The 13,198-nt window shown below is 34.0% G+C and carries 12 protein-coding genes and 1 pseudogene; 9 read left to right on the top strand and 4 right to left on the bottom strand.

The window, feature by feature from the left end; translation table 11 throughout:
* The first annotated feature begins 144 nt into the window (after positions 1-144).
* Together pheT and DKT72_RS14620 are read left to right on the top strand one after the other, a co-directional pair.
* Positions 145-2,571, top strand: coding sequence for a phenylalanine--tRNA ligase subunit beta (gene pheT, locus DKT72_RS14615; RefSeq protein ID WP_111309484.1), 2,427 nt, complete (start codon positions 145-147; stop codon positions 2,569-2,571).
* Positions 2,572-2,664: 93 nt separating this feature from the next.
* Entirely contained in the window at positions 2,665-2,901 is a 237-nt protein-coding gene (locus tag DKT72_RS14620; RefSeq protein WP_111309485.1) for a putative signal transducing protein, read from the top strand.
* Positions 2,902-2,981: 80 nt separating this feature from the next.
* Here the strand turns inward: DKT72_RS14620 and DKT72_RS14625 are convergent, their stop codons facing one another.
* Positions 2,982-4,607, bottom strand: a complete 1,626-nt coding sequence (locus tag DKT72_RS14625; protein ID WP_111309486.1) for an ABC-F family ATP-binding cassette domain-containing protein — start codon at positions 4,605-4,607, stop codon at positions 2,982-2,984.
* A 210-nt stretch (positions 4,608-4,817) separates the two neighbouring features.
* Here DKT72_RS14625 and DKT72_RS14630 point away from each other — a divergent pair, with 210 nt between their 5' ends.
* From DKT72_RS14630 to DKT72_RS14640, 3 genes and pseudogenes are all read left to right on the top strand, one after another.
* Positions 4,818-6,353, top strand: a complete 1,536-nt coding sequence (locus tag DKT72_RS14630; RefSeq protein WP_111309487.1) for a glucuronyl esterase domain-containing protein — start codon at positions 4,818-4,820, stop codon at positions 6,351-6,353.
* A 139-nt stretch (positions 6,354-6,492) separates the two neighbouring features.
* A pseudogene (locus tag DKT72_RS14635) lies at positions 6,493-7,255 on the top strand (SDR family oxidoreductase).
* Positions 7,256-7,455: 200 nt separating this feature from the next.
* Positions 7,456-7,755, top strand: coding sequence for a GIY-YIG nuclease family protein (locus DKT72_RS14640; protein WP_111309488.1), 300 nt, complete (start codon positions 7,456-7,458; stop codon positions 7,753-7,755).
* Positions 7,756-7,978: 223 nt separating this feature from the next.
* Here DKT72_RS14640 and DKT72_RS14645 read toward each other — a convergent pair whose 3' ends face one another.
* On the bottom strand, positions 7,979-9,136 hold the full coding sequence (locus DKT72_RS14645) for a THUMP domain-containing class I SAM-dependent RNA methyltransferase (protein ID WP_111309489.1): 1,158 nt from the start codon (positions 9,134-9,136) through the stop codon (positions 7,979-7,981).
* Between the two features lie 128 nt (positions 9,137-9,264).
* On the opposite strand from DKT72_RS14645, the gene DKT72_RS14650 reads away from it, so the two are divergent.
* The 4 genes from DKT72_RS14650 (at position 9,265) to DKT72_RS14665 (ending at position 12,028) form a co-directional block, all read left to right on the top strand.
* Entirely contained in the window at positions 9,265-9,996 is a 732-nt protein-coding gene (locus DKT72_RS14650) for a class I SAM-dependent methyltransferase (RefSeq protein WP_111309550.1), read from the top strand.
* Between the two features lie 12 nt (positions 9,997-10,008).
* A complete protein-coding gene (locus DKT72_RS14655) occupies positions 10,009-10,683 on the top strand; it encodes a ZIP family metal transporter (protein ID WP_111309490.1) in 675 nt (224 codons plus the stop codon).
* Between the two features lie 92 nt (positions 10,684-10,775).
* Positions 10,776-11,204: a DUF4268 domain-containing protein gene (locus DKT72_RS14660; protein ID WP_111309491.1), complete on the top strand. Its 429-nt coding sequence runs from the start codon at positions 10,776-10,778 to the stop codon at positions 11,202-11,204.
* 11 nt (positions 11,205-11,215) lie between these two features.
* Positions 11,216-12,028, top strand: coding sequence for an amidohydrolase family protein (locus DKT72_RS14665; protein WP_111309492.1), 813 nt, complete (start codon positions 11,216-11,218; stop codon positions 12,026-12,028).
* Positions 12,029-12,035: 7 nt separating this feature from the next.
* Here the strand turns inward: DKT72_RS14665 and DKT72_RS14670 are convergent, their stop codons facing one another.
* Together DKT72_RS14670 and trhA are read right to left on the bottom strand one after the other, a co-directional pair.
* A complete protein-coding gene (locus DKT72_RS14670; RefSeq protein WP_111309493.1) occupies positions 12,036-12,533 on the bottom strand; it encodes a GNAT family N-acetyltransferase in 498 nt (165 codons plus the stop codon).
* A gap of 37 nt (positions 12,534-12,570) precedes the next feature.
* Positions 12,571-13,197 (bottom strand): PAQR family membrane homeostasis protein TrhA, encoded by a 627-nt coding sequence (gene trhA, locus DKT72_RS14675; RefSeq protein ID WP_111309494.1) that lies wholly within the window; start codon positions 13,195-13,197, stop codon positions 12,571-12,573.
* Position 13,198: the final 1 nt, after the last annotated feature.

Raw genomic sequence — 13,198 nt, forward strand, 5'->3', positions numbered from 1 at the left:
CACAAACAATCCATAATAATAAACTGTAAATGATTAACCATAAAATTAACGTATTGAAACAAATATTTATTTAATAAAAAATAATTTAACATTTCAATTCCTGTTTTCTATTATTATCTTTGCCCCCTTAACAAAAACGAATTCATGAAGATTTCATACAATTGGTTAAAACAATTTATAAAGATAGATTGGACACCCGAACAAACAGGTGAATTATTAACAGATTTAGGCCTGGAGGTTGAAGGCATTGAATCCTATCAATCTGTAAAAGGAGGGTTAGAAGGTGTTGTAGTTGGAGAGGTTTTAACCTGTATAAAACACCCAAATGCTGACAATTTAAAAATCACAACAGTTAATATTGGAGAGGAAGCTCCTTTGCAAATTGTATGTGGTGCGCCTAATGTGGCTGTTGGGCAAAAAGTACCCGTAGCAACCATTGGCACAACCCTTTACACAGAAGAAGGCGGAGCTTGGACCATTAAAAAAGGTAAGATCCGTGGTGAAGAAAGTTTTGGTATGATTTGCGCCGAAGATGAACTTGGTTTAGGGAAGTCGCATGATGGAATTTTAGTTTTAGATGATACATATGACGTTGGCAAACCAGTAGCAGACATTTTTGATATTGAAAATGACCATGTTTTTGAAATAGGACTAACTCCTAACAGAGCTGATGCCATGAGTCATTTAGGAACAGCTCGTGATTTAAGAGCTGGTTTAATTCAAAAAGACATTACTTTAGAGTTTATCACGCCGTCCGTAAGCGCCTTCCACGTTGATAGTAGAACATTAAAAATTGATGTCGAAGTTAAAAATAAAGAATTGGCTCCTCGGTACTGTGGAATCAGTATTTCTGGAATAAAAGTACAAGAATCTCCTGCTTGGTTGCAAAATCGATTGAAAGCTATTGGATTAAAACCAATAAACAATATTGTTGACGCCACGAATTACGTGTTACACGATTTAGGCCAACCACTTCATGCCTTTGATGCCAGTAAAATATCTGGCAATAAAATTGAAGTTAAAACAGTCCCTTCTGGAACAAAATTCGTTACTTTAGATGGTATTGAGCGTGAATTACACGAAGACGATTTAATGATTTGTGATATCGAAAAACCCATGTGTATCGCAGGTGTTTTTGGTGGGATTCATTCGGGCGTTTCAGAAAACACAACCAGTATATTTTTAGAAAGTGCTTATTTTAATCCTGTTAGCATTCGTAAATCCGCAAAGCGTCACGGATTAAATACCGATGCCTCTTTTAGATTTGAACGTGGTATTGATCCAAACATCACTGAATACGCACTTAAATGCGCTGCTTTATTAATCCAGGAAATTGCTGGTGGCGAAATAACATCTGATATTGTCGATATTTATCCTAAGAAAATAGAAGATTTCCAAGTACGCTTAAGCTTTGAAAATGCAGAAAAATTGATAGGTGAAGAAATCCCTAAAGAAATCATCAAACGCATATTAACATCTTTAGAAATAAAAATCAATAATGTTACAGAAACTGGTTTAGGGCTAACAGTACCATCCTACAGAAACGATGTGGTTCGGGAAGCCGATATTATTGAGGAAATTTTGCGCGTTTATGGCTATAATAATATTAAAACAAGTGAAAAATTGAATGCGTCTGTTTCCAGCTCATCTCGTTTTGAAGATCATAAAATACAGAATATTGTTGGTAACCAATTAGCATCACAAGGCTTTTTTGAGATTATGGCTAACTCGCTTACATCACCTCATTACATCACTTTAACAGATCAATTAAATAAAGACCATAATATAAATATAATCAATCCGTTAAGTAGCGATTTATCTGTATTACGACAATCTTTATTGTTTTCTGGATTAGAAGCCGTTTCGTATAATATCAACCGAAAAAGAAGTGACTTAAAATTATTTGAATTCGGAAAAACATATCATGCTTTTGGAGATAAACGAGAAGAATTTAAACACTTAACCCTATTTGTAACTGGCAATAAAAATCAAGAACATTGGCAAGCTTCAAAAGAAAAAAGTGATTTCTTTTTTCTTAAAGGCACTATAAATTCATTATTAGAACGTCTAGGCATTTCAAGATATTCTGAAACCCCCATTAACAATGATGTCTTTAGTGAAGGTTTAACCATCAGTCTTGGAAAAAACAAATTGCTTGATTTCGGCTTGGTAAAAAAATCCATTTTAAAACATTTTGATATTTCTCAAGAAGTTTTGTTTGCTGATATCCATTGGGATGCCATTCTAGAGGTTGTTAAACATAACTCCATTAAGTTTAAAGCCATTCCAAAGTATCCTGAAGTACGACGCGATTTTGCATTGCTTGTAGATGACAAGATCACTTTTGAGTCTATTTATAAATTAGCTAAACAAAGTGAAAAACAACTGCTTAAAAACGTTAATTTATTCGATGTTTATCAAGGAAAAAACCTGCCTGCTGGGAAAAAAAGCTATGCAGTTAGTTTTACATTACAAGATGAAGGTAATACACTTACAGATAAACAAATAGACAAAATAATGAAAACACTCCAAAATAATTTCGAAACACAATTGGGTGCTGAATTGAGATAGTTTCCTGCTCAACTAACTGTTAATAAAAAAATAAAACCAGCAAATGCTGGTTTTATTTTTTGTATCTTTAAGAAGATAACTAAATTAAAAATCATGACAGACTCTAATTATATAAAAGTATTTACAGGCAGTTTTATAATAGTTCAATTAATATCCGACAAGTTAAATTCAATAGGCATCAGTCCTGTTATTAAAGATGAAACAGAATCTGGGCGTTTAGCTGGTTTCGGGTCATCAATTCAAGGATTACAAGAAATCTATGTCCATAAAGACGAACTGGCTAAAGCTATTGAAGTTGTTGGGAGCGTTACGGCTGAATTTGAATCTTAATATATTGTCTATTTCCGCGAAAGCAGAAATCCATTTAAACAGTATAATTTTTATAGATTTGCTTTCGCAAGAATGACAGTCTAAACTGTTTCCGTATACATTTTATCACGTAACTCCTTAATTTTTGAGTCTTGCATATACTCATCAAATGTAGTATATCTATCAATAATGCCATTTGGTGTTAATTCTACAACCCTATTGGCAACAGTTTGCGCAAACTCATGGTCATGAGTGGTAAACAAAATGGTCCCTTTAAAGTTTGTAAGCGAATTATTGAATGCAGTAATACTCTCTAAATCCAAGTGATTCGTAGGTTCGTCTAACATTAAAACGTTTGCTCTAACCATCATCATTCTACTTAACATGCAACGCACTTTTTCGCCTCCAGAAAGCACATTCGATTTTTTTAAAGCCTCCTCGCCACTAAAAATCATTTTCCCCAAAAACCCACGAATATGGACTTCCTCTCGCTCTTCTTCGGTAGTGGCCCATTGGCGTAACCAATCTACTAACGATAAATTATTATCAAAGTATTCACTATTATCAAGTGGAAGATAGGATTGTGTGGTAGTAATTCCCCAATCAAATTTACCAGCATCTGGTTTTTCTTTATTGTTTAATATTTGATAAAATGCCGTAGTTGCTCTGGAATCTTTTGAAAAAACAACCACTTTATCACCTTTAGTGAGATTCAAATCAATATCTTTAAAAAGTACCTCACCATCAATAGACGAAGCCAAGCCTTGTATGTTTAGAATTTGATCTCCTGCCTCTCTATCTCGTTCGAAAATAATAGCAGGATAACGACGACTTGTTGGCCTAATATCCGAAATATTAAGTTTATCAATCATTTTCTTTCTACTGGTTGCTTGTTTACTCTTAGCAACGTTGGCAGAGAAACGACGTATAAATTCCTCTAATTCTTTCTTCTTCTCTTCTGCCTTTTTGTTTTGCTGTGCACGTTGGCGGGCAGCTAGCTGAGATGATTCATACCAAAATGTATAATTACCAGAATAATGATTGATTTTTCCAAAGTCAATATCAGAAATATGCGTACACACCGCATCTAAAAAATGACGGTCGTGAGACACCACTATCACACAGTTTTCATAATTAGCTAAGAAATTTTCCAACCATTGAATCGTTTCATAATCCAAGTCGTTGGTAGGCTCATCCATAATCAACACATCTGGATTCCCAAACAAAGCCTGTGCTAATAATACACGTACTTTTTGCTTCCCATCAAGATCTTTCATTAACGTATAATGAAATTCTTCTTTAATACCTAAGCTAGATAACATAGCAGCCGCATCACTATCGGCATTCCAACCATTCATTTCCTCAAACTGTACCTGAAGTTCCCCTATCCTATCGGCATTTTCATCAGAGTAATCGGCATACAACGCATCCATTTCACTTTTAATTTTAAAAAGTGGTTTGTTACCAATTAAAACTGTTTCCAAAACAGTATGTTCGTCATACAAATTATGGTTTTGTTCCAATACAGACATACGTTTACCTGGTTCTAAATGTACCTGACCAGATGTTGGATCCATTTTCCCAGAAATAATTTTTAAAAACGTAGATTTTCCCGAACCATTTGCGCCAATAATACCATAGCAATTTCCTTGATTAAATGTAGTGCTTACTTCATCGAAAAGAATGCGTTTGCCAAATTGAACGGAAAGGTTTGAAACTGATAACATAGTCTGTGCTTATTTTTTTTGCAAAAATAGAAAAATCAAACCGTAAGACGAAACTTAGTGGGTTGTTTTTAGTTTAGTTCTAAATACAATATGGTTTTACCATAATTATCTAATGAATATGTTATTTGCTTTTTAACAATTTTTTAAAAATTGCTATTTAAAAAAAGTTTAGTTTTGAATACCATCTAAATAATTAACTAAACTAAAACCATGAAACCACTTGTATTTCTAATACTTACGCTTTGCGTAGTTAATATCACCACAGCACAAACCAACCCCGTTGACACAAGCAAATACCCCCCACTAACTACCTTTACAGCTCAAGAAGATCATGCCAATATGATGAAACAATTAGGGATTACTGAGGTAAGACCTGGCAAAAGCGGGGATCCAACAAATCCAAATTCGGCAAATTACGACGAAGCCATTGCTAATCCTTGTCCTGAGTTACCAGAAATTTTAGTCACTGAAAAAGGGAAAAAAGTAACTACTGTCGATATGTGGTGGAAAACCCGAAGACCAGAACTGGTTGAGCTTTTCGAACGTGAAGTTTATGGGCGTATACCTGATAATGTTCCTAGTGTTACCTGGAAAGTAGAAATAGTGGATAATGAACGTGTTGGTCGTGTTCCAGTAGTAGCAAAAAAATTAGTAGGTCATGTAGACAATAGTGCCTATCCTTTAATTAATGTAGATATTGAAATGGTGGTCGTGATACCTACAAACGTAAAAGGACCAGTGCCTGTACTTATGATGTTTGGTAATCCACAATTACCTGCTCCTGCTCAACCTTCTACTGAAGATCTTGAAAAAATAAATAAATCTTTTAAAAGCATGATGATTGATTATGACCCAGAAATGGAAGCTATTTTCAATCGATATCCAGCATATAATCCCATTACCAGATTAGCGGGACCAGGCTTTTTTGCGCCTCCTGTAGATGGCAACTCACCTCCAACCGAACAATTATTGGCAGCTGGCTGGGGTTATGCTACCATTTCAACAGCGAGTATTCAAGCTGATAATGGTGCAGGACTTACCAGAGGCATCATTGGATTAGTAAATAAAGGACAGCCACGTACTCCAGAACAGTGGGGCTCACTTCGTGCTTGGGCTTGGGGTGCTGCTAGAGGATTGGATTATTTAGAAACCGACCCTTTAGTGGATGCTAAAAAAGTAGGCATTGAAGGAGTGTCTCGCTACGGAAAAGCTGCATTGGTCACTTTGGTCTTTGAAAACCGTTTCGCCATTGGTTTAATTGGTTCTTCAGGTAAAGGTGGAGCTGCTTTGCATCGTCGTATATTTGGTGAAACAGTAGAAAACTTAGGCAGTTCTGGTGAATACCATTGGATGGCCGGAAACTATATTAAATACTCTGCTGAAAAAGGTAAGTTTGGAAAAATGACAGGTTGTGATTTACCCGTAGATTCACATGAATTCATTGCTATGGCGGCACCCAAACCCACTTTTATTAGTTATGGTATTCCAGAAAAAGGAGATGCCCTTTGGCTAGACCAAAAAGGCAGTTATATGTCCACAATTGCTGCTGGATCCGTTTTTAAATTGTTAGGTGCAAAGGATTTAGGGGTCTCTAATAATTATATAACTGAAGTGATGCCTCCTATGTTAACAGATATGTTGGATGGTGAATTAGCTTGGAGACAACATGATGGCGGACATACAGATGCTCCCAATGTACAGTTCTTTATTCCATGGGCTAATAAAAAATTAGGTTACGAAAAGTAAATACTAGTTTTATAAAACTATAATATAAAAACTCCAATGCTAAGCATTGGAGTTTTTGTTTTTACTATAAAAAACGTAAATTTAACTACACATGAGTTTGACTATTCGTTGAACTTTCTATAAACAAAAATATTTAAACATGACAAAAAATAAAATCGCATTAGTAACAGGCGGAAGCCGAGGTTTAGGTAGAGATATGGCTATTAATTTGGCAAAAAAAAGGGATTGATGTTATTATTACCTATCATTCAAATATAGCTGCAGCAAATGAAGTTGTTTCAGAAATCAATAAACTAGGAAGTAGTGGTAAAGCATTTCAATTAGATACTAGTAATAGTAAAGACTTTGAAAATTTTTATATCGAACTTTCCTCCTATTTAAAATCTCAAAACAAAAAAGGATGTTTCGATTTTTTAATTAATAATGCGGGCACTGGCATTTACAAACCTTTTGCTGAAACAACAGAAGAAGATTTAGACGTCATGTATAACATTCATTTTAAAGGGGTTTATTTCTTAACACAAAAAGTATTGCCATATTTAAATGATGGTGGTAGAATTATTAATATTTCTTCTGGATTGGCTCGATTCAGTTTCCCAAATTCATCAGCCTATGCTAGTATGAAAGGCGCTGTAGAAGTTTTTACAAGATATCTTGCTAAAGAATTAGCTTCTAGAAAAATTGGGGCCAATGTGGTGGCTCCAGGCGCTATAGCAACCGAATTTGGTGGTGGCGAAAATAAAACCAACGACAAGAAAAGAGAAGCTGTTGCCAATTTCACTGCCTTAGGTCGTGTTGGGGAAGCTGAAGATATTGGTAGTGTGGTGGCTTTTTTATGTACTGATGATGCCAAATGGATAAATGGTCAACGTTTGGAAGTTGCTGGTGGTATATTCTTATAAAATAGAATGTAAATCTTATTTAAATAAAGCATTGTTATTAAAAACTCTTTGTGCTTCTCTACTTCATATACTTCCCCTTTTACTACTAGCATACATTTCACGTCATTGCGAGGCACGAAGCAATCTCATGATGTAGAACTAAAATAAACAGATTGCTTCGTCGTACCTCCTCGCAATGACTTAATTAATATATTTGAAGTATGAAAAAATCATTTGTTTATTTTATGACTAATAAAAACAACACCGTTATTTATGTTGGTGTTACAAGTGATTTATTAAAAAGAGTTTACCAACACAAAACAAAAGCTTACAAAGGTTTTACTGATAGATACAATTGTAATAAACTCATTTACTTTGAAGAGTTTGACGATATAAATAAAGCCATTGCTCGCGAAAAACAAATAAAAGGAGGCAACAGAAAACGAAAAGAAGATTTAATAAATTTTGTAAATCCAGAATGGAAAGATTTATCAGATGGTTGGCTCTTTTATTTTGATTAAAACAATGTTATTGCGAGGCACGAAGCAACCTCATTACATTGAACTAAAAATTAACAAATTGCGTCCATATACTTCCCTTTCTTACTCCTAACATACATCTCACGTCATTGCGAGGCACGAAGCAATCTCACAATGTAAAACTAAAAATCAACAGATTGCTTCGTCGTCCCTCCTCGCAATGACGAGGTAAATTGGACAGATGGAATCGTGCCTCGCAATGGGATTAATTCATATATTTCCCCTTTTTACTCCCAGCATACATTTCAAACTTCACCAAACGGGCTTCCAATTTGGCATTAAATAAATGTATTTTTCGTGAGGGGCGTAATCCCACATGCTTAAGCGCATCTAAATTGCTGGTAATAAACCAAGCATCGGTATTGGGATAATTTTGTTTAAGCGTATCACCTATATTTTTATAAAACTCTTGCATGTCTATATTTAAACGCTCACCATAAGGAGGGTTAAATACCATGTGTAATTTATTGTCACCGCCTTTTTTGGTTTTAAAAAAGTCCTCATGTTTTACCTCAATAAAATCTTCTAACTGGGCATTTTTAATATTGTCTTTGGCTTTAGCAACGGCACTTGGAGCTTTATCATACCCAATAATTTTATGATGAAAATCACGTGTTTTATTAAGTAGTGATGCTTCAATTTTTTCAAACAAATCAACATCCCAATCTTGCCAACGCTCAAAAGCAAACTCTTTACGCATGAGGTTTGGCGGTATATTACAGGCTATCATCGCCGCTTCAATCAACACCGTACCAGAACCACACATGGGATCCATAAAATCGGTTTGTCCGTCCCAACCAGACAACATCACCAACCCTGCTGCCAGCACTTCATTAATAGGTGCTATATTGGTCGCTATTTTATAACCGCGTTTGTGTAAAGAATCTCCGGAAGAATCTAAAGAAATCGTACATTGGTTTCTATCTATATGCACATTTACTTTTAAATCCGGGAATTTTAAATCGACATTCGGACGTTCTCCAGTGGTATCTCTAAACTTATCAACAATAGCATCTTTGGTTTTTTGGGCAATATACAGTGAGTTTGTAAACAATTCCGTATGAATGGTAGCATCAACAGCAATGGTTCCTGTAGGCTTTACATACTGTTCCCAAGACATAGCATAAAGCTTATTATACAAGTCTTGCTCACTGCTTACCATAAAGGTTTCTATAGGTTTTAAGATTTTAATAGCGGTACGCAAAGCTAAATTGGCTTTATACATAAACCCTTTATCCCCACTAAAGCTAACGTTACGCACGCCCGTTTTTACATCTTGTGCTCCTAATTGAGTCAATTCTTTTGCCAATAAGTCTTCAAAGCCAAATAGGGTTTTGGCTACCATGTTAAAATTTTCTTCCATTATTTACTTTAAATACATTACAAAAATAACGTAATTTTACCGCAAAGGTAATGTTTATTGATATTTAAGGTAAGGATTAAATGGAAAACCTGACTACGTTAAAACGTGGAAATCTCCTAAAAGAATATATGATTAAAGACACAACGAACCAGTTTTCATCATGGTATAACACACCATATTATCACATTTTATACAAAGATATAGATAATGTCGAAACGCATGCGTTTATGGATACCCTAACCAATTACTTAAACTTACCAGAACAGGGTACCATTTTAGATTGGGGTTGTGGCAGAGGGATACACGCTATGTATCTTAATAAGATAGGATTTGATGTGACTGGTGTGGATCAATCTGAAAATAATATTGCTTACGCCAAAAAGTTTGAAACCCAACATTTGCGTTTCGATGTACATAATATGTGTCAACCTTATAAACAGCAGTTTGATGCTGTTTTTAATTTATTCAGCAGTTTTGGACGTATTGATCGTGATGAAGACTACCTAAATACCATAAAAGGGATTAAAGCTAATTTAAACGAGACTGGTTTTGGTGTTATCGATGTTGCGAATACCGAATTAATAATTGACAATCTCCTGCCTGAAGAGATTACAACTGTTGGAAAGATCGACTTCAATTTGAAACACTATGTGAAGCATGATTATATTTTGAAAGATATTACATTTGTTGCCGATGGGGAATCACATCATTTTCAGGAGTGTGTTAAAATGTTCACTCTAAAAGATTTTGAAACTCTTTTTGAACAAGCGGACTGCTATTTATTAGATGTTTTTGGCGACTATAAATTGAATAAATTTAGATCCCAAACATCAGAACGTTTGGTAATGATTTTTAAATAGTCTTTATAATACATGAATAATTATATTTTCCCAATAGTAGCCGTTATTTTAGGTTTTATAATCGCTGTTTTCTCTAAAGGAAAAAAGGTTTTTAATACCAAACTTCTACTCTCTTTTAGTGGCTCTTTTTTGTTGGCACTGACTTTATTTGAATTACTACCAGAAGTTTACCAACATCTGGATAGCAAGCTTACGGGGCTTTTTATAATGGGCGGTATTTTGTTGCAAATTATTTTAGAGTTTTTCTCGAAAGGTGCTGAGCATGGTCATATACATATCCATAAACACGACACCACATTTCCATGGTTATTGTTTATTAGTTTGTGTATTCACAGTTTTTTAGAAGGTTTTTCCATACATGAACATAATGATATGGTATACGGCGTGCTTATTCATAAAATACCTATAGCAACTTTAATTTCCATGTTTTTATTGCAATCAAATTACAACAAAAAACAAATGGCTAGTTTTTTGATTGTATTTGCTTTAATGACGCCTACCGGAACCTTAATTTCAAATACCTTTGAAGCGGTTCAAGATTATGCACATATTATAAATGCTTTTGTAATTGGTATCTTTTTTCATATTTCTACCACCATTTTATTTGAAAGTAGCGAAGGGCATAAATTCAATTTATCAAAATTAGTTGCTATTATTTTAGGAGTTGGTATGGCTTATTTTATTTGATTTGTAATTCCTGCGAAGACAGGAGTCTTATAAATTTAGACGTATAATGTAATAAGAGAATTCCTGTTTTTTGCAGGAATTACAAAAAATTAATGTTCAGTAAAGAAGAATCACGCATATTACGACAAGAGTTTTGGACCAGTTTTGGGAAATCATTTCCCAGAAAATGGATTCTGTATGACACAAAACTGAAAGGTTTTAGTTTTAAATTTCATTTTGACACCAAGTCGGCTTTAGTGGCTTTAGATTTGGAAGATGATCTAGAAAATCGTATTAAATATTGGGAAAAATTGTTATCACTAAAATCTATTCTGCTAGATGATTATTTGCCCAACGCCATATTTGATGAGGCATATTTATTAGAAAATGGCAAGGAAATCTCGAGAATTTATGTTATTTTAGAACAGAAAGTATCCATTCACAACAAAAACACCTGGCGCGATGTGATGGAATTTTTAAATGTACACATGAATCTTTTTGAAACCTTTTTTGAAGAATATAAAGAGGTGATTGAAGACTAATAGCTAAAAATATGATTATTGATATTCACACACATATAAACAACTATCATGAAGACCGTGTTATCTCTTTGGAAGCATGCCTCGATGGACTTGTTGAAAGTATGAAAAATAATAAGGTTGATTATTCTTTGGTACTAACATCTTATAAAGTAAACCAAAATAGACCAAGTACTAAACAAGTTGTTGAAGCCATTAAAGGTTACAATAACCTTGGAGTAGTTGCTGGAATAAGTTATCTTAATTACACCCATAGAGACCTTAATGAAATTAGTCATTATTTAGACCAAAAACTTATTAAAGGTTTAAAATTATATCCTGGCTACGAGCCTTTTTACCCCAACGACAGCCGCTTAAAAGTAGTTTATGATATGGCTATTGAATATGATGTGCCTGTAATGTTTCATTCTGGGGACACCTATGCCCCGACTGGAAAGATTAAATACTCACACCCCATACATCTTGATGATTTGGCAGTAGATTATCCTGATTTAAAAATTGTGATTTGCCATGTTGGAAATCCTTGGATTCGAGATTGTATGGAAGTGGTTTATAAGAACAAAAATGTACATGCGGATATTTCTGGATTGGTACTAGGCAATTTTTCAGAAAAGTTTGAGCGTTTCATGAAAAAGGAAATTGAAGAGATGATTACCTACGCTGGCGACCCTAATTATTTATTATATGGAACCGATTGGCCCATTTCCAATATGGATTCCTATCTAAAATTTATGAATCAACTTGATTTACCTGATGAGAAAAAAGAATTGATTTTATGGAAAAATGCAGCCAATTTATTTAAAATTGATGTTGAAAAGTTGAAATAACATTGATTCAATCATTCCATTTTTTCTCCATTTCATAATCATCCATCACAAAACCATCACCTATGTTGGTAACCATAGCATTGATTTTTACAAACCCCATTTTTTCATAAGCAAGAATAGAATTTATGTTATATTTATTCACATACAGCCGGATACTTTTTAAGTTATAAGACTCCGCTTTAGATTCAACAAATTGTAATATACCTTTTGCTATTTTCTTTCCTCTATAGGCTTTTAAAAGATATAATTTTCTAATAAATAAAAAATCAACTTCCTGTTTTATACCTACATAACCAACGATTTCATCATTAAACATGACATTATAAAACAAAACACCATCTGCCACTTGTTCTTCTATAGCATTTGCTGAATTAAATTTTTTGAGCATGTATTCAATTTGCTCTATACTGATGATAGAAGGATAATGCTCATACCAAATAATACGGGCTAATTTTGAAATAGATTCAAAATCGGCTTTAGAAGTTGCTGGAATCATTTTAATCATAATTCATTTTTGATTGATAACATACATACATGGTTTTCTAAATCACATAGAAGAAAATCATAAAAAAATGGCACATCGCTCCTGCCAAAACAAACACATGCCAAATAACATGATTGAAGGGTATCGCTTTTACAGCGTAAAAAATAATACCGAGAGAATAGGCTAATCCTCCAGCAAATAACCATAAAACACCACGCTCTCCAATGGCTTGGGACAAATTAGAAAAATCGAATACAATCAGCCAACCCATAACTAAATACAGTGAGGTCGAAAATATCTCAAACCTACCAGTAAAAAACAGTTTTAAAATAACGCCAAACAAAGCAATACCCCAAACGATGTAAAATAAAGTCCAGCCACTACTCTGCTCTAGGGTAATCAATAAAACAGGCGTATAAGTACCCGCTATTAAAAAATAAATACTAATATGATCTACAATTCTAAAAAGGTGTTTCTTCTTTTCGTTCTTAACGGCATGGTATAATGTAGAAGCTGAAAATAGCATTATGATGGACAAACCATATACAATAATACTAAATAAACTATACTCCGTTTTGTTGGTATTATAAACCATTAATATTAATAAAGCGCAAATACCAAATAAAGCACCAACTGCATGAGAGATAGCATTAAGTTTTTCTTCGAAAGGGGATTGTATTCGCATG

The sequence above is a fragment of the Confluentibacter sediminis genome (assembly GCF_003258355.1).
Taxonomy (GTDB): domain Bacteria; phylum Bacteroidota; class Bacteroidia; order Flavobacteriales; family Flavobacteriaceae; genus Confluentibacter; species Confluentibacter sediminis.